Source organism: Ruegeria sp. BHSC223, from assembly GCF_059613025.1.
This window is the reverse complement of sequence record NZ_JBXWRR010000005.1, coordinates 118,500-136,760: the sequence shown is the minus strand read 5'-3', so window position 1 is coordinate 136,760 and position 18,261 is coordinate 118,500. Positions and strand designations below refer to the sequence as shown.

The window sequence follows — 18,261 nt, the reverse complement described above, 5'->3', positions numbered from 1 at the left end:
GCGCATGTCCGATCCCGCCATTGCCGTTCTGCCCTATGGCATGAAACTTGGGCCGTCCCTGTCCGGCACACCGCTCGACCGGTTGAACTGGCCGCTGGGATGCCCCGAACGCCTGGCAGGGAAAACCGTGGGCGATCTGGGGCCGGGGGATCACCTGCTTGTCTATCCCCGCACCGGAACCCATTTCCGGCTGAACCGGGGGACGCGCGCGCGCATCTCGCTGATCATGGCCGAACCGGCGGTGATCCATGCCAAGCATTATGCGCTTTTGCGCCTCACCTGGCGGCGGTTTCACCGGGTCCTGACCTTTAACCAAGAGGCGGTGGACCGCCTTCCCAATGCGCGGCTCTTGCTCTTTGGATCGACATGGGTGCCCGAGTGGCGCGGCCTGACACCCGAAAAGGTGGCGCAATGCTCGCTCATTGCCTCGGCCAAGCGGGACAGCACCGGCCACAAGTTGCGCCATTCGGTGGTGGATTGGGTGCGCGCCAGCGGCCAGGACGTGGCGGTTCTGGGCCGAGGGTATCAGCCGTTTGACAGCAAGGCCGACGGGCTGGCGCCCTATCGCTATTCCGTGGTGATCGAGAATGTGCAGGAGCGGAACTATTTCTCGGAGAAACTGCTGGATGCGGTGCTCTGTGAGACGGTGCCGATCTATTGGGGCTGCCCGAATATCGCTGATTTCGTCGATACCCGCGCGATGATCCTGTGTCAGGGCGAAGAGGATATTCGCCGCGCGGTCTCGGCGATGAGTGCCGAGGACTACGCCGCCCGGCTGCCCGCCCTGCGCGCGCTCAAGGACCAGCTTGCCCCCTATGCCGCGCATGAGGCGCGGGCGGCGCAGACGATCCTGGACGAGCTTTAGGCAGCCATGAAAAAGGCCCGGGATCGCCTCCCGGGCCTTCTTGCGTTTGGCTCTGGTGCCGATCAGCCGGCAATCAGCCCCATGTTTTCCAGCTTCAGCAGCACCTGGTGGGCGCAGTTGTCGACCTCGACATTCTCGGTCTCGACGCGCAGTTCAGGGTTCTCGGGCACGTCATAGGGGTCCGAGATGCCGGTGAATTCCTTGATCTTGCCCTCGCGGGCCAGCTTGTACAGGCCCTTGCGGTCGCGGCGCTCGCATTCCTCGATCGTGGTGGCGACATGCACTTCGACAAAGGCGCCGAACTGTTCGATGTCCTCGCGCACCGCCCGGCGGGTGGTGGCATAGGGCGCGATCGGGGCACAGATGGCGATACCGCCATTCTTGGTGATCTCGCTGGCAACATAGCCGATACGGCGGATGTTGAGGTCACGGTGCTCTTTCGAGAAGCCCAGTTCGGAACTGAGATTCTTGCGCACGATATCGCCGTCCAGCAGGGTGACCGGGCGGCCGCCCATCTCCATCAGCTTGACCATCAGCGCGTTGGCGATGGTCGATTTGCCCGAGCCCGAGAAGCCGGTGAAGAACACGGTAAAGCCCTGTTTCGAGCGCGGCGGCGAGGTGCGGCGCAGTTCCTTGACCACTTCGGGGAACGAGAACCATTCGGGGATCTCCAGCCCTTCGCGCAGGCGGCGGCGCAGTTCGGTGCCCGAGATATCCAGAACGGTGTCGCCCTCCGGGACCTCGGTGACGGGGTAATATTGCGCTTTTTCCTGCACATAAACCATGTGCTTGAAGTCCACCATTTCCAGGCCGATCTCATCCTGATGCTTCTTGAACAGCTCCTGCGCGTCATAGGGGCCGTAGAAGTCCTCGCCCTGGCTGTTCTTGCCGGGGCCGGCATGGTCGCGTCCGACGATGAAATGGGTGCAGCCGTGATTCTTGCGGATCAGACCGTGCCAGACTGCCTCACGCGGGCCAGCCATGCGCATGGCCAGGTTCAGCAGGCTCATGGTGGTGGTCGCGGCGGGATACTTGTCCAGCACAGCCTCGTAGCAGCGCACGCGCGTAAAGTGATCGACATCGCCCGGTTTTGTCATGCCGACAACGGGATGGATCAGCAGGTTGGCCTGTGCCTCGCGCGCGGCGCGGAACGTCAGTTCCTGATGCGCGCGGTGCAACGGGTTGCGGGTCTGGAAAGCAACGACGCGGCGCCAGCCAACCTTTCGGAAATAGGCGCGCAGTTCGTTCGGCGTATCGCGGCGGGCGCGGAAATCGTAATGCACGGGCTGCTGGATGCCGGTCACAGGTCCACCCAGATAGACCTTGCCTGCCACGTTGTGCAGATAGTTGACCGCCGGATGGGCTTGATCGTCGGCACCGAACACCTTTTCGGCCTCGTGCGCCTTGTTCGGCACCCATTTGTCGGTCACTGTCATGGTGGCGAGAATAACGCCCTCCTGATCGCGTAGCGCGATGTCCTGACCCAGCTCGATCCCGTCGGCGAAATCCTCTTTAACGTCCAGCGTGATCGGCATCGGCCAGAGCGTACCGTCGGCGAGCCGCATGTTCTCGACGACGCTGTCGTAATCGGCTTCGCTCAGAAAACCCTTGAGGGGCGAGAAGCCGCCATTCATCAAGAGTTCCAGGTCACAGATCTGACGCGGAGACAGATCGTGACTTTGCAGCTCGGCCGCCTCCATCTTCAGTTTCTGCGCCGAGTCGTAGGAGACATAGAGTTCTGGGATCGGAGCGAGGTTGCTCAGCATGGTCATTTCAATACTCTTGATCTGTTCTGTGACGGTTTCACGGTCGGTATTGGCGGTGCAATAGACCCGTGCGCCTCAGAATGTCTAGGACCGAGGTACAACAAAGGACGAATTGTGCCATTTCGCCACAAAGCGAAAGGTTTTTGTCGGTTTTTCCACCAATGAGCGAATGTTTTCCGACTTCACGGCTAACATCCTCGGCTATCCAAAACCTGGTTCGCTTTTTGGAAAGCCGAGCGAAAGCTCTGTCGCTGATGCAACGGGCAAGGCCGCGACCGGTTGCGGAACTCCGCGCAGCGAGAAATTGCTGAGTGTAAGCGTCGTCATATCAATGCCCGCCGCCTGCAGAACCGCCTTGGAAATCAGAAGTTCGACCCCCAGAAGCTTGGTCTCGGCCTCCAGCCGGCTGGCGGCGTTGACGGTGTCGCCGATGATGGTGCGGGGGGCATGGCCCGCGGCGCCGATCTCGCCCAGCACAAGATTGCCCAGATGCAGCCCCATGCCGATCCGCACGGGCGGCGTATCCTCTGCGGCAAGGGTCCGGTTGAACACCTGAAGTGCGGCGCCGATGCTGCGCGCGGCCTCGATCCCGGCACGGGCCGAGGTCTGGGCGTCGCGGGCCTCGAACACCGCTAGGAAGCCATCGCCCAGATACTTGTCCACCGTGCCCCCCGCGCCGACGACCGAGGGGACGATCGCATCGAAGAAGCGGTTGAGCAGGAACACCACGTCATAGGGCAACTGTCCGGTGGTGCGGGCGGTAAATCCGCGCATGTCGAGAAACAGCACCGCCAGTTGCCGTTCCTGCCCCTGGCTGGCATGGGCGCGGCTGCGGCCGCCTTCGGGGCGGAACACGCGAAAGACGGTGGCCGGATCGGTGGGCCGTATCTGGCAGGCGAGCCGGGTATTGGGCGGCGCCCCGACAGCCCGCAACGAGCGCAGCTCGACCTCCGAGGGCGGGTGCAGCAGATCGGCCCCCTCCTCGATCACCACCCGGCAGGTGGTGCAGCGCCCCTTGCCGCCGCAAAGCGCGGTGTGGGGCACCCCGTGGCTGCGCGACATCTGAAGCAGGGTCAGGCCCCGCTCGGACACGATCTCGGGCCCGTCCACATAGCGGATGCGGACCGCGTTGCGCCGACGCATCAGCTTGCGCCCAAGGTGGATTGCCGCCGCCAGCGCCAGCAACCCCCAGAACAGGGCCAGCCCCCAATCCTTGACTGCAAAAAGCGCGACAAAGGTCTCGGTATCGGGCCAGTTGAATGCCTCCATGTAACCGGGCCGTTGCGCATCGTCCGTGAAGATCGCGAACATCCGCCGACCCTCGGTCAGCAGCCCGGCCAGCGCGAAGGCGGGCACCAGCACCGCCAGCCCGATCATCCAGGGCACCAAGGCGCGCCACCAGCTGGTCAGCCGCAACCAGAAATGCAGGCCGATACAGCCGTGAATCCAGACCACCAGCAACAGCCCGCTTTGCTGCCAGATCGAGATATTGGGCCACATCAGGATGATGAGATAGCTCATCTCGTCATTGACGCCGTGAACCTCGTGGGCATACCGCGTGTGGACCAGATGTGCGATCAGTTGCAGCGGGATCAGCAGGCCCAGCCCAAGCTGGATCGCCTCGGCCGGCCGCATGCGCAAGGAACGCCGCCGCGCCAGCCCGCTCAGTGCCAGCCCGGCATGGATCAGCAATGCGCCATAGAGCAGGACCGAACCCGGCAGGCTGCGGGTGACGACCTGGCGGGCATCCTGAAACGCGGCCATCCAGACGGGGCTGATCAGGCCCAACCCGATATTGACGAAGTGAAAGAAGGCATAGGCGAACAGGATCAGCCCGGTTGCGATCCTGAGACGTGTCGCCAAACTGCCCCGCCAGAGTGCGCTTGTGCCCATGCCGCCCGTCTCTTGTGGTCCCAAACCTGACTGTGTGGGGCCGGAGCCGGGCGGTCAAGTCAGCTGGTGGTGAGTTCTGGGCCGGGCCAGGGCTGGGGCGGCGCGCCTTCTGCTCTGACCGGGCCGTGGCCGAACAGCACGATATGGCTCAGTTCGGGACGCGAGCGCGAGGAATAGAGCAGGCCCTGCGCCCCTTCGGCCCGGGCCGCGTCGGAATAGGCCCAACTGGGCGCGGGGGCGCCGGAGGCGCGGATATCCTGCCAGACCACCGAAACCTCGGGGCGGCCGCGTAGATCGGCCAGCCGGGCATCAGTCACCAAAAGCGGCACGATCACACGGGGTGGGTCCTGCGGCCCCACATAGCGCCGGATCGCCACGCCTGCGCCCTCGGGCGTCAGCGAGGCATAAAGCGCTTTTTGGCCGGAATGATGAAACCGCCCTTCGGGCGCACGGGCCGGGGCGGTGGGCGCCCCGGCCTGATCGGCGAACAGAATTCTCCAGACGGTGCCGGAGAAAGTGATCACCGGATCACTCCTGCTCCGCCAGGAACCGTTCGGCATCCAGCGCGGCCATGCAGCCCATGCCGGCGCTGGTCACCGCCTGGCGGTATTTGTGGTCGGTCAGGTCACCGGCGGCAAAGATGCCGGGGATCGAGGTTTCGGTGGTTCCGGGCTTGACGCTGACATAGCCGCCGTTGTGCAGCTCCAGCACATCCTTGACCAGTTCGTTGGCGGGTGCATGGCCGATGGCCACGAACACGCCCTTGCAGGGGATGTCGGTTATCTCGCCGGTCTGGACGTTGCGCGCCTTGACCCCTTCGACGCCCAGCGGGCTTTCGGTGCCATAGACCTCTTCCAGCTGGTGGAACCAGAGCGGCACGATCTTTTCGTTCTTGAACAGACGGTCTTGCAGGATCTTCTCGGCGCGCAGCTCGTCACGGCGGTGGATCAGCGTCACCTTGGAGGCGAAATTGGTCAGAAACAGCGCCTCTTCGACCGCCGTATTGCCGCCGCCGATCACCACGATTTCCTGTCCACGATAGAAGAACCCGTCGCAGGTGGCGCAGGCAGAGACGCCAAACCCTTTGAACTTTTCCTCGCTCTCCATCCCCAGCCATTTGGCGCGGGCGCCAGTGGCCAGGATCACCGCGTCGGCGGTATAAGTCGTGCCACTGTCGCCCTTGGCGACAAAGGGGCGGGCCGAGGTATCGAGCGAGGTGATGATATCGCCGATGATCTCGCAGCCCATCGCCTTGGCATGGGCCTCCATCCGCACCATCAGGTCGGGGCCCTGCACCTCGGTATCGCCGGGCCAGTTCTCGACTTCGGTGGTGGTGGTCAGCTGGCCGCCCGGTTCGATCCCCTGAACCAGGATCGGCTCCAGCATGGCGCGGCTGGCATAGACGCCGGCGGTATAGCCAGCGGGCCCCGAGCCGATGATCAGAACCTTGGTGTGACGTGTCTCGGCCATGATATCCCCAATGCAGTTGGCTGGCGGCGCACCGCCTGTCGAAGAGGGGATATAACCGCCCGGCGCGCGCTCTTAAACCCCTTTGCACATTCGCGTGTGCCGCCGGGCATCGGGGTGTGAACCGGCAAGGCTCGGGAAGAAAATTGCGCATGTACGAAAGATTATTGCGCAGCCGACCGGGGCTGTTATAAGAACCGCAAAAAACGGGAGTTGTTCATGGTCGCGCACCGGCTGGACGAGATAGACCGCAAGATTCTGGCGGAACTTCAGGCGGATGGCCGCATGACCAATGTCGAGCTGGCCAAGCGGGTCGGAATCTCGGCGCCGCCCTGCCTGCGACGTGTCCGTGCGCTTGAGGATGCCGGGCTGATCCGGGGCTATCACGCCGAGGTCAACGCCCGCGAACTGGGGTTCGAGGTGCAGGTCTTTGCCATGGTGGGGCTGGAAAGTCAAGCCGAGGTAGAGTTGAGCGCATTCGAGGCGCGCTGCCGCGAGTGGCCACTGGTGCGCGAGTGTCACATGCTGAACGGCGAGGTCGATTTCATGCTGAAATGCGTGGCGCCGGACCTAAGCAGTTTCCAGAGTTTTCTGACTGGTCAGTTGCTGACAACGCCCAACGTGGCCAGCGTCAAGACCTCGCTTGTCATTCGCGGGGCGAAGGACGAACCCGGCGTTCCTTTCGATGTGCTCGAGGAGCGTTTGAGCCGGACAGCCTGATCTTTTCCGAAGGCGGATGGGCAGACATCGGCGGCAGAAAAATTATCGCCAGGCAACTCAAGCCCCAAAAAACCAGTAAACCCATGTTCGCTTCCTTAGGCGGGGATCGCGTCGATTTCACCTTCTCCCGCGCGAGGAAATGCTTGCGGGCCGAAATCGGTCAATTGATCAATGTGATGAAACAGATTGAGATATAGCGAGCGGATCGCCTGATTAAGGACCCGCACCGCCTGAACACCGGGGTGATAGGTCTCGAACTGCAAACCGTCGACATTGATAACCGCATGGCGCCGCAGGCAAATGTGGAAGACCTCGACAGGGGTCGGTGGTGCGGTTTCGATGATTCCCATGCCATCGACAAAATGCTGTGCCGGAGTCAGCATCGGCTGATCGCCCGCCAGCGCGCGCAGGTGTCCCGGCGTCGCCAAAAGCCGGGCTGAGGGGCCGGCGATGACGCCGGACATTGGGCGCTGCATGCCAAATGCATCCGCCATGATCCGTGTCAGCCGATAGTCGCGACCGGTGGCCGAGACGCGGCCCGGCACGATCACGGTCGAGCCCTTCCAGACAACTTCCTGGGCCGAGCCGTCATGAATGATTACCCGATCTCCAGGTAGCAAATCTTCGATCGCCATCGGGCCGCAGTCGGTGTCGATCAGCGATCCACGCGAAAAGGCACAAAACGCATCTTCGAAAAGCGGCAGGGCCGGGGCGATGTGGCGGGTTTGCACGACATTGCCGTTTTCCAGAAGAGTGTTGACCTCGTATCGGCGCATTTGTGGGCGCTGCTGGGGTCCTCGCAGTGTAGCCGGATCCGGCAAGACGGGGCTGGTCTGAACAGCGTTCCGCGCCGCTCGAGCGAGCGAATGGGGGATAGACATGGCGATATCGGCCCTTTCCTACTTCGGGTCGCATCTGCGCCGGCCCCCACCGACGACGTCAGACGGACAAGGTGTCCTCATCTGAACTCAGTGGAAACATGACGAGAAACGGTTCAATTTGTCAAAAAAAGCGACAGAAAAACCTGGTTTCCGTGGCCAATGCAGCGTTCCCCTCAGAACTGTTTCCAAACAGGCGCAAGCGCCCGAACTCTTTACGTTGCCCCAAGTCCCGCCCCGCTACGCGCGGGGCGGGCTCTTGTGCCGGGTCGGTCAGGGGCAGCGTCCGACCCAGATCGCAAGAGGAGCAGCGAGCAGCCCTCTGCGACTAATCCCCTACGCCTCAGGCCGACTTCAGCTTGCGCTGTGCGGTATTCCTGCGCGCGATCATGGCCGCCCGGCGCACACCGCGCGCCCAAGGCATCTGGACCTCGATCTTTTCTGCGTTTGCGACTACCGATTTCACAAAGCGGGTCTGAGCCATGGTTTCACTCCTGCCTAAGTGCCGACTGTGCGGCGACACGTTTCCGTTGCTATTCAAATTGCCAGCAGTTTGGGGCAGGTCTGGGGCCGTTCCTTGAAAAATGAGCGACATTCCGGCACTGATTAACGTCCGGTAAATCGGATGTTGTTAGCTTGTAAGTGGTTTAAAAATATAAATGAAATCTAAATTCGAAAATTGGGGTAGCTTGTAACTGCGGATCGTGCGGCCAGAATGTGGCAAAACGGGCCCGCGTCGACTACCGCTTCGCACCTATAGGCGAATGACCGAGATCAGCCGCCCGTAATCGGCTTCGCGTGCATGTGTGGCGCGTCGATACGAGTAAAAGCGATGGGGATCCGAGTAAGTGCAGTGGCGTGTCCATTCTGCCCGACCGCAACCCGCCATACGCAGGCGGTGTAGCCCATAGGCAGGCAGATCGAACAGCATCCGGTCTCCGGTCCCATTCGCGAAGAATCGGCTGTTGTCCGTATCCTCGGTCAGGAAATCATCAAAGAAATCCGGGCCGACCTCATAGGCGCGTTGCGAGATGGTGGGGCCGATCACGGCGGTGACATTGGCGCGGTGGGCCCCCAGCGCCTCCATCGCATCCAGCGTCGCCTCCAGCACCCCGTCGCGGGCGCCGCGCCATCCGGCATGGGCGGCGCCGATCACTCCGGCGTCAGGGTCGGCAAACAGCACGGGTTGGCAATCGGCGGTCAGGACAGACAGGGCCAATCCCGAAGTTGCGGTCACGATCGCATCGGCCCGCGGTTTTTCCCCCAAAGGTCCGGTAATGGTCACAACGTCAGGTGAATGCACCTGATGCACGCCGACCAGCGCGTCGTGTCCGACCTCCATCGCCTGCGCGACACGCGCACGGTTGAGGGCCACGATCTCTGTCTGGTCGCTTGACCCGGTGCCGCAGTTCAGCCCCGCAAAAACACCCGACGAGGCGCCACCCCTGCGGGTAAAGAACCCGTGGCGGACAAAAGACAGGCTGTCGGCAGTCAGGATTTCCAGCGTCATGGTTCCAATCCGGGTGGCGAGGTGGCGTCGGCGGGATAGAGGCCCAGCACCTTGAACAGGTTTCCCATTTCCTGTGGATGCGTCAACCGGCGATGTGCGGCGACCAGTTGGTTCAAAATGGTTTCATCAGCGGTGCGAGCCAGCGCCTGGGCCCTTTGTGCGATTCCCAGGCGCTCCAGAAAGACGCCCTGCGCCGTCAGGCGGCTATGGGCGCATCCGGCGGCGCGGGCGGCCACGGCCAGTTGTTCAAAATCCACATGCGCGGTCAGATCGGCCTGACCGGGATCGGCCAGCGGATCGGCAGAGGCATGGCCCCGCAGCGCCTGAACCGTATCTCCCAGCGAGCGCCAGTCACCGTAATCGACGATCAGCGCGCCTCCGCCATGAGCGGCGATGCGGCTGGCCAGTTCCGTGATGATAGGTGTGGCGGCGGGGCAAAGCTCGACCAGATCGCCCTCGCGGGTATCCTCCAGCCGATGCGCCAGCGCCGGTTGCGGCGTCTCGGCGCCCAGCCCCCAATGCAAGACGCCGTCACGCGCACCGACCAGACGTTCGCGCCAGCCCGCGCCCGCGCGCAGGAACTGGCGCACGGGGAGCGCATCGAAAAACTCGTTGGCAATCAGAAACAGTGGCTGTGCGGGCAGGGCGCCGACCGTGTCACACCACTGCGGGGCATACCCTGTCAGCGTCTGAGTCTGTGTGGCGCGCAGCACCGGCGAGGCCTCGACCAGCCAGAGCCGGGAGGCGGCGTGAAATCCGGGCACAGCGCGGGTGGCGCGCAGCGCATCGCTCATCAGCGTGCCGCGCCCCGGCCCCAGCTCGGCCAGGGTAAAGGGTGCAGGCCGCCCCTGGTCGATCCAGGCCTGCGCCAGTGCCAGCCCGATCAGTTCGCCGAACATCTGGCTGATCTCGGGGGCGGTGGTGAAATCGCCCTCCGCGCCCAGCGGGTCGCGGGTGGTGTAATAGCCGTATTCAGGATGCAGCAGGCACTCGGCCATGTAGTCGGCCAGGCTGATCGGCCCCTGCTGAGCAATCCGTTCCAGCAATAGGCCGGTCAGAGTCATGCCGGTACCGCGCGGGCGCGAAATGCGAACCACAGCCCCAGCGCGATCATCGGCAGCGACAGCAGCTGGCCCATGGTCAGGCCGTAGTCACCCAGCTGCCAGGCCAGGCCCAGCGGGTTGCCGGGGGTGACGAATTGCGCGTCGGGCTGCCGAAAGAACTCGACCACGAAGCGCGACATACCATAGCCCGCCAGAAACACACCAGTGATCAGACCCGGCCGTTTCAGCGCCCCGCGCCGCCAGACCAGCCACAACAGCAGCGCGCCCAGCAGCAGCCCTTCGAGCGCAGCCTCGTAAAGCTGCGAAGGGTGACGGGCGCAGAGATCTACGATGCCCGGACAGTCTTGCGCCGCCTGACCCGGAAAGATCACCGCCCAAGGCAAGTCCGAGGGACGTCCCCACAGCTCGGCATTGATGAAGTTTGCCAGCCGCCCCAGCAGCAGGCCCGGTGGCACCGTATGGGTGATCAGGTCGGCCAGGCTCAGTTTCGGGATGTTGTGGCGCAACGAATAGAGCCATGCCGCGATCACCACACCCAGAAGGCCGCCATGAAAGGCCATGCCGCCTTGCCAGACCATCAGTATTTCGGTTGGATTGGCCAGGTAATAGGCGGGTTGATAGAACAGGACAAAACCCAGCCGCCCGCCCAGGATCACCCCAAGGATGATCCAGGTCAGCAGATCCTCGATCTGTGCGGGCGCCATCGGCGGGGTGTTTGCGGGCCAGAGCGTCGCGCGCCGGGTCGCCAACACCGCCAGCCGCCAGGCGATGATGATCCCGGCGATATAGGCAAGTGCATACCAGCGCAGCGCGAGCTCCATCCCGAACAGCGAGATCGAGAACAGTTCGGGTGAAAGGTCGGGAAAATTCAGTACTGCCTGCATATGCGCCTCAATGCCCGGGGCCTGCGGCAGAAGTCAACCTTGAGCCTTGCCCCTTTGTTGCCCATATAGGGGGCAACTTCGACACGGAGAAGACAGATGCAGACCCGCAACAAGATACTGGACGACATTTCCCAGCTGATGACCAACGCGATGGGCGTGGCCCAGGGCGCGCGGGACGAGGCCGAGACCGCGATGAAATCGCTGATCGACCGTTGGCTGGCCGACCGCGACTTTGTCACGCGCGAGGAATTCGACGCCGTCCGCGCCATGGCGCAAAAGGCGCGCGAGGAGAACGAGGCGATGGCCGCGCGTATCGCGGCGCTCGAGGCGCGCCTGAAGGACTGAGACCCGTTCCGGGGAGAGAAAAGGCCGTCGGTGTGGAGACCACGCGGGCGGCCTGGCTTATTTTGAGCAGGGCCGATCGGATCGCAAGCGGAACCTGTCAGGGGCAGCCAATATTTTGCGCTGCGTGCCGCGTTTCCCACAACTTGTCGGAGCTGTCCCCAAATAATGTGGGTTTATCCCCAAATTTCCGGTTGCCAGATCGGCCGTTAGCCTGCACCATATCTAGTATGGACACAGGGAAATCACCCGGTCTGTAGAAAAGGCGACTAGCGCTGGGGCGCTGACAGCCCCTTGCAGCTAGACATCAGTGAGGTGGCAGCATGGCCCTTTCCGAGCAGTTCCTGGAAGAAGACATCCATCCTATCGACATTGTCGAACATCTGGCCGAACACCATGATTGGGATTTCGACCGGATTGGCGATGACCAGATCGCCATGGCGGTCGAAGGGCAGTGGCGGACCTATTCGCTGACGCTGGCCTGGTCGGGTTATGACGAGACGCTGCGCCTGATCTGCACCTTCGAGATGGAGCCGCCGGCCGAAAAGCTGCCGCAGCTTTACGAATTGATCAACGCGATGAACGATCAGTGCTGGGCCGGGACCTTCACCTATTGGGCGGCGCAGAACCTGATGGTTTATCGTTATGGTCTGGTGCTGGCGGGCGGTCAGGTGGCCAGTGCCGAGCAGATCGACACCATGATCGGTGCCGCCGTCCTGAGCGCCGAGCGCTATTACCCGGCGATTCAGCTGATGGTCTGGGGCAACCGCAGCCCCGCCGACGCGATGCAGGTCGCCATTGCAGAGGCTTATGGCCGGGCTTAAACCTGTGCCCCGAACCGGATGACAGGAGAGGGGCAAATCGTGGACATGTCTGATATCGCGCGCCGCGGGCTGGTATTGCTGGGCTGTGGCAAGATGGGATCGGCGATGCTCGCCGGCTGGCTCGACGGCGGGCTGCCCGCGGGCTCGGTCTGGGTGATCGACCCCTATCCGTCGGATTGGGTCAAGGCGCAGGGCGTGCATGTGAACGCAGAGCTGCCCGGTGAACCGGCCATCGCGCTGATCGCGGTCAAGCCGCAGATGATGGGCGCCGCACTGCCGCAGATGCAGGCGCTGGGCAACGGCACCACGCTTTTTGTCTCGGTCGCCGCCGGAACCTCGATCGCCACCTATGAACAGATCCTTGGCGCCGAAACCCCGATCGTGCGCGCCATGCCCAACACGCCCGCCGCCATCGGGCGCGGCATCACCGCGCTGATCGGCAACGCCCGTGCCTCTGCCGCCGATCTCGACCTGGCCGAGGCGCTGCTCAAGGCGGTGGGCCAGACCGTGCGGCTGGAGCGCGAGGAGCAGATGGATGCGGTGACCGGCGTCAGCGGCTCGGGTCCGGCCTATGTGTTCCACCTGATCGAGACGCTGGCCGCCGCCGGCACCGCCCAGGGCCTGCCCACCGATCTGGCAATGCTACTGGCCAAGGCCACCGTCGCAGGTGCTGGCGCCCTGGCCGAGGCGGCAGACGAGGACCCCGCCCAGTTGCGAGTCAACGTGACCTCGCCCAATGGCACCACCCAGGCGGCGCTTGAGGTGCTGATGGAGCCTCAGACCGGCTTCCCAGGCCTGCTCAACCGCGCCGTCGCCGCCGCAACCAACCGTTCCAGGGAGCTGTCGCGTGGCTGAGATTTCCTTTGACGACTTCCTCAAGGTCGATATCCGCGTGGGTGAGGTGATCCGCGCCGAACCCTTCCCCGAGGCGCGCAAACCCGCCATCAAGATGTGGATCGACTTTGGTCCCGAGATCGGCGAACGCAAGACCTCGGCCCAGATCACCGCGCATTACGACCCGGCGACATTGGTGGGCAAACAGGTGATGGCGGTGGTGAACTTCCCGCCGCGCCAGATCGGCAAGTTCATGTCCGAGGTGCTGGTGCTGGGCCTGCCCGACGAGAACGGCGAAATCGTGCTGATCGGTCCTGACGGCAAGGTGCCGCTGGGCGGGCGGATGCATTGATGAAACTCTTGATCGCACGGCCGATGACCGCCGCCGTCGAAGCCCGCGCCCGTGCTGAGTTCGACACCGAGATCCGCGCCAGCACCGCGCCGATGACCGAAAGTGAAATGCTGCGTGCCCTGCGTGAATTCGACATCGTCATGCCCACTCTGGGCGACATGTTCAGCGCACACGTCTTTGCCCAGGTGCCCGAGCCGCGCTGTCGGCTGCTGGCCAATTTCGGTGTCGGCTACAACCATATCGACGTGGCGGCGGCACGCGGCGCAGGGGTGGCGGTGACCAATACGCCCGGCGCGGTGACCGATGCCACGGCGGATATCGCGATGACGCTGCTGCTGATGACCGCGCGCCGTGCGGGCGAGGGCGAGCGGCTGGTGCGCTCGGGTCGCTGGGAAGGCTGGCACCCGACCCAGATGCTGGGCCACCACGTGACCGGCAAACATGTGGGTATCGTTGGTCTGGGCCGGATCGGCCAGGCCATCGCCCGGCGCTGCCATTTCGGGTTCGGCATGCGGGTGTCCTATCTGGCGCGCAGCGACAAGGACGTGGATTTCCCGGCAACGCGGATGGACAGCCTCGCGGCCCTGGCCGGGGCGGTCGATTTCCTGGTGGTCGCCGTGCCCGGCGGCGCCGAAACCCGGCACCTGATCGACGCGCAGGTTCTGGCCGCGATGAGACCTTCGGGCATCCTGGTCAACATTGCCCGGGGCGAGGTGGTGGATGAGGTGGCGCTGATCTCTGCGCTCTCGGTAGGCCGGATCGCTGGGGCAGGGCTCGACGTCTACGAGTTCGAACCGCAGGTACCCGAAGTGCTGCGCGCGATGGAGCAGGTGACGCTGTTGCCGCATCTGGGCACCGCCACCGAAGAGGTGCGCAGCAGCATGGGCCATATGGCGCTGGACAATGTGGCGGCGTTTGCCGCTGGGCGCGATCTGCCCAACCCGGTGGGCTGAGTTTTCGAGGAGCGGGCCCCTCCCGCCCGCCGTTGACCCGTCCTTGCGGACGGGCCGCCTCTGGTTGGGCCGGGCAGCGCAGCCGCGGGCTGCGCTGCGGTCACGGCAAGCGCGCCCGGTGCGGGCCTTGCCCGCGCCGGGCGCGCCGGGCCCAACGGCCGCAGGGGCATCCGCAGGATGCACCGAGGCGGGCGGGAGCGCCCCCTGTCCCGATCAGCTGGTGGTGTGGCCGTGGTCTCCGGTGGCCTCGCGCCAATGCTTGCGGCAGAGCGAGACATAGGTCTCGTTTCCGCCGATCTGCACCTGCGCGCCTTCGGTGATCGCCTGGCCCGAAGCGTCCTGACGGATCACCATTGTCGCCTTGCGGCCGCATTTGCAGATTGTGCGCACCTCGCGCATCTCGTCGGCCAGCGCCAGCAGCGCGGCCGAGCCCGGAAACAGCTTGCCCTGGAAATCGACCCGCAAGCCATAGGCCAGCACCGGCACGTCCAGATCGTCCACTGCCCGCGCCAGTTGCCACACCTGATCGGCTCCGAGAAACTGTGCCTCGTCCACAAAGACACAGGCCACCGGGCCAGAGGCAAGCCTGTCGCGGATCATCGCGAACACGTCGTCCCGGGGGGTAAAGACATCTGCCTCTGCCGCGATACCGATCCGGCTGGCGATCCGCCCGGATCCCGCGCGCCCGTCGATGGCGGCGGTCAGCAGATAGGTCTGCATGCCCCGTTCGCGATAGTTGTGCGACGCCTGCAAGAGCACCGTCGACTTGCCGGCATTCATGGTGGAGTAGTTGAAGTAGAGCTTGGCCATGAGGTCGGTCTAATCACTTGGCAACGGCGCGGCAAGCAGGCCCGAACGGCCATTTGCGCCGATGCGGGACATTGGTTGCACCGCCCCCGGTCCGATCTGTCCGAGGCGAACCTCTGGGGATGGACGAAGACCGTTCCGGTTGCGGTGCCCCTTGCCACGATTGTGGCAGACTGGTCGGAGATCGCGAATAGTGCACTCCGAAACCTGGTAAAACCGGCAGATCTATTACCGGCAACTCGTTTAAATCCCTGAAAACCTGAGGGATAGCCAAGGTATGACATTTGACTTAGAACGGATTCATGGGAAAAACTCGATCCGTTTCCCCGACAAAAACAATGGGGCGGAAAAAGCGGTTCAGGAAAGGGTGAATATGGCCGACATTGGGGCATATCTGAAGAAACATACCGAGGCTTTGGTCAAGGATGTGGGCATCGAGGCGGCTTGTGCGCTGACTGGAAAGTCCAAGGCGACCTTAGGCCGGTATTATTCGGATAATGCCGAGCATGCCGACCGGTTCATCCCGGTGGATGCGGTCGCGCGGCTGGAAGGCGCGTCCAGCTATCCGCATGTCACCTCTGCGCTCGCGGAACTCAAGAACATCACGCTCAGCTATGACGGGCGCAACAGCGACAGCGAGACGCGCAGCGGCGGGGTCAATGCCGATGTGATCGCGCTGAGCCAGAGATTTGCGATGCTGATGACCGAATACCAGACCGCGATCGAGGATGGGATCATCACCGTGAACGAGGCCAAACGGCTTTTGAAGGAAACGGTGCAGTTGCAGCAGGTCCTGATCGACATGAAGCTGCATCTGGAAGAGGAAAGCACCAGCTGAGGCCGGGGGCGGCTAGCGCACAGCAACATGACTGGCTTTTTGGCGTCAGGTCGAGAAATCATCGTCAGGCAACTCAACGAAATCGATCAGGCTTTTTGTTGAGGTGATCGGATCAAAACGCCGGTCTCCCCGGTATGCAAGGAAGCTTTTGTCGGACTCGTAGAGGAACCTTACCCCTGCCATGAGCGGATCGCGCACGCGCGTTGGAAGGGTGGTGTATTCGCCGGCGAGAGAGTGCAAACGAAAATCGAACCAACTTTGGTTGTCTCTGCTTTGCATGGCATTGGCCAGGAGGAGCGCCGTGCAGGGTAAGAAACCGGGTGTCTGCCGATTGTGGGAAACCAATTCGACAACCTCGCTAGGAAACCAGGTGTCATCCTTCGGAAACAGACAGGTCTCTGATGCAAGGACGACATTCAGCGCTTCCAGGTGCTTTTCTGTATCCGGGACGTAGTCGGCAGCGGCAACACTTCGCCGTGTGGGTTCATCCATGGCGCGCGCGATGCGGCAGAGCTTTGGCAGTATTTGGTTCAGTGAGCGGGTCAACCTGCTCAGCTCGGGCCAAAGATACTCTGTCCTTTCATTGTTAGGGCGATTCTCGGCAAGCGCATCAAGGCCACGCAGGATTGCCGTGCGCAGGTGGCGAGGGGCAGACCGAAGCCCGGCTGAGGCTAATTCGGCAAACTCCCTTGCCGCACCACTCCAAAGGCCTTCTTGCAAATCATTGGCCACGATCATTGCCACGGCAAAGTTGGAACCTTCTGCCGCATCCAGTGCTTTGGCGGCGAGATCGGCAAAGCATTCGGCGTCGGATTCACGCTCAAAACGACATGACTGTTGTCTTACGACTGTGGGGAAACTCTCACCGCCACATCGAATAAGCCGCACATCGTTTTGACTCTGCAAAAGCCAGATCAGGTCATGTGCAGCTTGCGCCTTTCGAAAGTTGAGATCGGGTCGCTTCATCGACGCAGACGGATTCCCGAGATGACGAGTTCAAGGTGCCGACGCGCACCGGCGTAGCCCACCCGGCCTGCGCTCTTCTTCACGTCATATGCCGCCGCAGGATCACCGAACCCACCGAATAGCCCGCGCCGAAGGAGCAGATCAGGCCCAGATCGCCTTCGGCCAGATCGTCGGAGTTCTGGGAAAAGGCGATGATCGAACCTGCGGACGAGGTGTTGGCATAGTCTTGCAGGATGTTGGGCTGTTCGCCCGGCTCCGGCTCGCGGCCCAGCACCTTTTTGCCGATGAAATCGTTCATCGTCTTGTTGGCCTGATGCAGCCAGAGCCGTTTCAGATCGGTATTGGCCACGCCCTCGGCCACCATGTGATCGGCGATATGCTGGCTGACCATCGGCAGCACTTCCTTGAACACCTTGCGGCCGTTCTGCATGAACTGCATGTCGCGCCGGTCTTTCATCCCGTCCGGGCGCGAGCGGCGCAGGAACCCGTTGTTGTTGCGGATATTGTTGGAGAACTGGGTGGCGCAGCGGGTCGAGAGGATCTCGAAATGCGGGCCCTTGGCGTCCTCGATGCGTTCGATCAGGGTGGCGGTGGCCACATCGCCAAAGATGAAATGGCAATCGCGGTCGCGCCATTCCAGGTGGGCCGAGCAGATCTCGGGGTTGACCACCAGCGCCGAGCGGATCGAGCCGGAGCGGACCATGTCGGCGGCGGCCTGGATGCCGAAAGTGGCCGAGGAACAGGCCACGTTCATGTCAAACGCGAACCCTTCGATCCCCAGCGCCTGCTGGATCTCAATCGCGACCGCCGGATAGGCGCGTTCCAGGTTCGAGGCGGCGCAGATCACCGCATCGACATCGGCGGCCGTCTTGCCCGCCTGTTCCAGCGCCTTTTTCGCCGCATCCACCGCCATCTCGGTCATGATGCCCGGCTCGTCATCGTCGCGCTGGCGCAGCAGGGGATGCATCACCGCTGGGTCCAGAACGCCGGTCTTGTCCATCACATAGCGGTTCTCGATACCGCTGGCCTTGACGATGAACTCTTCCGAGGAGTGCTGCATCGGCTCCATCTCGCCTGCGGCGATGGCCTCGGCATTCTCGGCATTCATCCGGTCGGCGTAGGCGTTGAACGCCGTGACCAGCTCGGCATTTGTGATGACGTTTGGCGGCGTAAAGACTCCGGTGCCGGTGATGGCGGGTCTGAACATGGCGGATTCCTTGAAATCTGGGATTTGCTCAAAATGCAGGCGATAGCGCGACCGATCAAGAGTGGATGACCCGAGGGAAAGCGGACAATCG

The 18,261-nt window shown here is 63.1% G+C and carries 20 protein-coding genes; 8 read left to right on the top strand and 12 right to left on the bottom strand.

The genetic code is table 11. From position 1 onward, the window contains the following. Nucleotides 1-4: 4 nt before the first annotated feature. Entirely contained in the window at nucleotides 5-865 is an 861-nt protein-coding gene (locus tag AC2FNY_RS11005; RefSeq protein ID WP_496802464.1) for a hypothetical protein, read from the top strand. A gap of 62 nt (nucleotides 866-927) precedes the next feature. Here AC2FNY_RS11005 and AC2FNY_RS11000 read toward each other — a convergent pair whose 3' ends face one another. From AC2FNY_RS11000 to trxB, 4 genes are all read right to left on the bottom strand, one after another. Next, on the bottom strand, nucleotides 928-2,637 hold the full coding sequence (locus AC2FNY_RS11000) for a bifunctional sulfate adenylyltransferase/adenylylsulfate kinase (RefSeq protein ID WP_496802463.1): 1,710 nt from the start codon (nucleotides 2,635-2,637) through the stop codon (nucleotides 928-930). Between the two features lie 195 nt (nucleotides 2,638-2,832). Continuing rightward, entirely contained in the window at nucleotides 2,833-4,524 is a 1,692-nt protein-coding gene (locus AC2FNY_RS10995) for an adenylate/guanylate cyclase domain-containing protein (protein WP_496802462.1), read from the bottom strand. Between the two features lie 59 nt (nucleotides 4,525-4,583). Further along, the gene (locus tag AC2FNY_RS10990; protein WP_496802461.1) at nucleotides 4,584-5,048 is read right to left on the bottom strand and encodes an RES family NAD+ phosphorylase; all 465 of its coding nucleotides are present in this window, start codon (nucleotides 5,046-5,048) and stop codon (nucleotides 4,584-4,586) included. 4 nt (nucleotides 5,049-5,052) lie between these two features. Next, on the bottom strand, nucleotides 5,053-5,994 hold the full coding sequence (gene trxB / locus AC2FNY_RS10985; protein ID WP_496802460.1) for a thioredoxin-disulfide reductase: 942 nt from the start codon (nucleotides 5,992-5,994) through the stop codon (nucleotides 5,053-5,055). A 216-nt stretch (nucleotides 5,995-6,210) separates the two neighbouring features. On the opposite strand from trxB, the gene AC2FNY_RS10980 reads away from it, so the two are divergent. Continuing rightward, nucleotides 6,211-6,711 carry an Lrp/AsnC family transcriptional regulator gene (locus AC2FNY_RS10980; protein WP_234139334.1) on the top strand — a complete coding sequence of 167 codons (501 nt, stop codon included), beginning with the start codon at nucleotides 6,211-6,213 and terminating at the stop codon, nucleotides 6,709-6,711. 95 nt (nucleotides 6,712-6,806) lie between these two features. Here AC2FNY_RS10980 and AC2FNY_RS10975 read toward each other — a convergent pair whose 3' ends face one another. The 5 genes from AC2FNY_RS10975 to lgt all read right to left on the bottom strand — a co-directional run bounded on the left by AC2FNY_RS10975 (nucleotide 6,807) and on the right by lgt (nucleotide 11,047). Further along, the gene (locus tag AC2FNY_RS10975; RefSeq protein WP_234139335.1) at nucleotides 6,807-7,592 is read right to left on the bottom strand and encodes a Hint domain-containing protein; all 786 of its coding nucleotides are present in this window, start codon (nucleotides 7,590-7,592) and stop codon (nucleotides 6,807-6,809) included. Between the two features lie 340 nt (nucleotides 7,593-7,932). Beyond that, complete coding sequence (locus AC2FNY_RS10970) at nucleotides 7,933-8,073, bottom strand: hypothetical protein (RefSeq protein ID WP_234139336.1); 141 nt, start codon at nucleotides 8,071-8,073, stop codon at nucleotides 7,933-7,935. 270 nt (nucleotides 8,074-8,343) lie between these two features. Further along, a complete protein-coding gene (gene pgeF / locus AC2FNY_RS10965; protein WP_496802459.1) occupies nucleotides 8,344-9,099 on the bottom strand; it encodes a peptidoglycan editing factor PgeF in 756 nt (251 codons plus the stop codon). Continuing rightward, entirely contained in the window at nucleotides 9,096-10,163 is a 1,068-nt protein-coding gene (locus AC2FNY_RS10960; protein WP_496802458.1) for a class I SAM-dependent methyltransferase, read from the bottom strand. The genes pgeF and AC2FNY_RS10960 overlap by 4 nt, the downstream gene beginning before the upstream one ends. Next, nucleotides 10,160-11,047, bottom strand: a complete 888-nt coding sequence (gene lgt / locus AC2FNY_RS10955; protein WP_496802457.1) for a prolipoprotein diacylglyceryl transferase — start codon at nucleotides 11,045-11,047, stop codon at nucleotides 10,160-10,162. Before lgt ends, AC2FNY_RS10960 begins: the two co-directional genes overlap by 4 nt. Before the next feature lie 96 nt (nucleotides 11,048-11,143). Here lgt and AC2FNY_RS10950 point away from each other — a divergent pair, with 96 nt between their 5' ends. The 5 genes from AC2FNY_RS10950 to AC2FNY_RS10930 all read left to right on the top strand — a co-directional run bounded on the left by AC2FNY_RS10950 (nucleotide 11,144) and on the right by AC2FNY_RS10930 (nucleotide 14,352). Then, nucleotides 11,144-11,392 carry an accessory factor UbiK family protein gene (locus tag AC2FNY_RS10950; protein ID WP_496802456.1) on the top strand — a complete coding sequence of 83 codons (249 nt, stop codon included), beginning with the start codon at nucleotides 11,144-11,146 and terminating at the stop codon, nucleotides 11,390-11,392. Nucleotides 11,393-11,712: 320 nt separating this feature from the next. Further along, nucleotides 11,713-12,213 (top strand): type III secretion system chaperone family protein, encoded by a 501-nt coding sequence (locus AC2FNY_RS10945; protein WP_234139341.1) that lies wholly within the window; start codon nucleotides 11,713-11,715, stop codon nucleotides 12,211-12,213. Nucleotides 12,214-12,252: 39 nt separating this feature from the next. Continuing rightward, nucleotides 12,253-13,068 (top strand): pyrroline-5-carboxylate reductase, encoded by an 816-nt coding sequence (gene proC, locus AC2FNY_RS10940; protein ID WP_496802455.1) that lies wholly within the window; start codon nucleotides 12,253-12,255, stop codon nucleotides 13,066-13,068. Next, entirely contained in the window at nucleotides 13,061-13,399 is a 339-nt protein-coding gene (locus tag AC2FNY_RS10935; RefSeq protein WP_496802454.1) for a tRNA-binding protein, read from the top strand. The genes proC and AC2FNY_RS10935 overlap by 8 nt, the downstream gene beginning before the upstream one ends. Continuing rightward, nucleotides 13,399-14,352, top strand: a complete 954-nt coding sequence (locus AC2FNY_RS10930; protein WP_496802453.1) for a 2-hydroxyacid dehydrogenase — start codon at nucleotides 13,399-13,401, stop codon at nucleotides 14,350-14,352. The genes AC2FNY_RS10935 and AC2FNY_RS10930 overlap by 1 nt, the downstream gene beginning before the upstream one ends. A gap of 213 nt (nucleotides 14,353-14,565) precedes the next feature. Here AC2FNY_RS10930 and AC2FNY_RS10925 read toward each other — a convergent pair whose 3' ends face one another. Further along, nucleotides 14,566-15,162, bottom strand: a complete 597-nt coding sequence (locus AC2FNY_RS10925) for a thymidine kinase (RefSeq protein WP_234139345.1) — start codon at nucleotides 15,160-15,162, stop codon at nucleotides 14,566-14,568. Nucleotides 15,163-15,532: 370 nt separating this feature from the next. On the opposite strand from AC2FNY_RS10925, the gene AC2FNY_RS10920 reads away from it, so the two are divergent. Next, nucleotides 15,533-15,997 carry a hypothetical protein gene (locus AC2FNY_RS10920; RefSeq protein ID WP_234139346.1) on the top strand — a complete coding sequence of 155 codons (465 nt, stop codon included), beginning with the start codon at nucleotides 15,533-15,535 and terminating at the stop codon, nucleotides 15,995-15,997. Nucleotides 15,998-16,042: 45 nt separating this feature from the next. Here the strand turns inward: AC2FNY_RS10920 and AC2FNY_RS10915 are convergent, their stop codons facing one another. Further along, entirely contained in the window at nucleotides 16,043-16,963 is a 921-nt protein-coding gene (locus tag AC2FNY_RS10915; protein ID WP_496802452.1) for a hypothetical protein, read from the bottom strand. 79 nt (nucleotides 16,964-17,042) lie between these two features. Next, complete coding sequence (locus AC2FNY_RS10910) at nucleotides 17,043-18,170, bottom strand: beta-ketoacyl-ACP synthase III (protein ID WP_496802451.1); 1,128 nt, start codon at nucleotides 18,168-18,170, stop codon at nucleotides 17,043-17,045. Between the last annotated feature and the right edge of the window lie 91 nt (nucleotides 18,171-18,261).

What these genes read in the sequence shown, in the direction of transcription:
- AC2FNY_RS11005 (WP_496802464.1), top strand. Translation starts at nt 5, where the DNA reads ATGTCCGATCCCGCCATTGCCGTTCTGCCCTATGGCATGAAACTTGGG.
- AC2FNY_RS11000 (WP_496802463.1), bottom strand. Translation starts at nt 2,637, where the DNA reads ATGACCATGCTGAGCAACCTCGCTCCGATCCCAGAACTCTATGTCTCC.
- AC2FNY_RS10995 (WP_496802462.1), bottom strand. Translation starts at nt 4,524, where the DNA reads ATGGGCACAAGCGCACTCTGGCGGGGCAGTTTGGCGACACGTCTCAGG.
- trxB (WP_496802460.1), bottom strand. Translation starts at nt 5,994, where the DNA reads ATGGCCGAGACACGTCACACCAAGGTTCTGATCATCGGCTCGGGGCCC.
- AC2FNY_RS10980 (WP_234139334.1), top strand. Translation starts at nt 6,211, where the DNA reads ATGGTCGCGCACCGGCTGGACGAGATAGACCGCAAGATTCTGGCGGAA.
- AC2FNY_RS10975 (WP_234139335.1), bottom strand. Translation starts at nt 7,592, where the DNA reads ATGTCTATCCCCCATTCGCTCGCTCGAGCGGCGCGGAACGCTGTTCAG.
- AC2FNY_RS10970 (WP_234139336.1), bottom strand. Translation starts at nt 8,073, where the DNA reads ATGGCTCAGACCCGCTTTGTGAAATCGGTAGTCGCAAACGCAGAAAAG.
- pgeF (WP_496802459.1), bottom strand. Translation starts at nt 9,099, where the DNA reads ATGACGCTGGAAATCCTGACTGCCGACAGCCTGTCTTTTGTCCGCCAC.
- AC2FNY_RS10960 (WP_496802458.1), bottom strand. Translation starts at nt 10,163, where the DNA reads ATGACTCTGACCGGCCTATTGCTGGAACGGATTGCTCAGCAGGGGCCG.
- lgt (WP_496802457.1), bottom strand. Translation starts at nt 11,047, where the DNA reads ATGCAGGCAGTACTGAATTTTCCCGACCTTTCACCCGAACTGTTCTCG.
- AC2FNY_RS10950 (WP_496802456.1), top strand. Translation starts at nt 11,144, where the DNA reads ATGCAGACCCGCAACAAGATACTGGACGACATTTCCCAGCTGATGACC.
- AC2FNY_RS10945 (WP_234139341.1), top strand. Translation starts at nt 11,713, where the DNA reads ATGGCCCTTTCCGAGCAGTTCCTGGAAGAAGACATCCATCCTATCGAC.
- AC2FNY_RS10930 (WP_496802453.1), top strand. Translation starts at nt 13,399, where the DNA reads ATGAAACTCTTGATCGCACGGCCGATGACCGCCGCCGTCGAAGCCCGC.
- AC2FNY_RS10925 (WP_234139345.1), bottom strand. Translation starts at nt 15,162, where the DNA reads ATGGCCAAGCTCTACTTCAACTACTCCACCATGAATGCCGGCAAGTCG.
- AC2FNY_RS10920 (WP_234139346.1), top strand. Translation starts at nt 15,533, where the DNA reads ATGGCCGACATTGGGGCATATCTGAAGAAACATACCGAGGCTTTGGTC.
- AC2FNY_RS10915 (WP_496802452.1), bottom strand. Translation starts at nt 16,963, where the DNA reads ATGAAGCGACCCGATCTCAACTTTCGAAAGGCGCAAGCTGCACATGAC.
- AC2FNY_RS10910 (WP_496802451.1), bottom strand. Translation starts at nt 18,170, where the DNA reads ATGTTCAGACCCGCCATCACCGGCACCGGAGTCTTTACGCCGCCAAAC.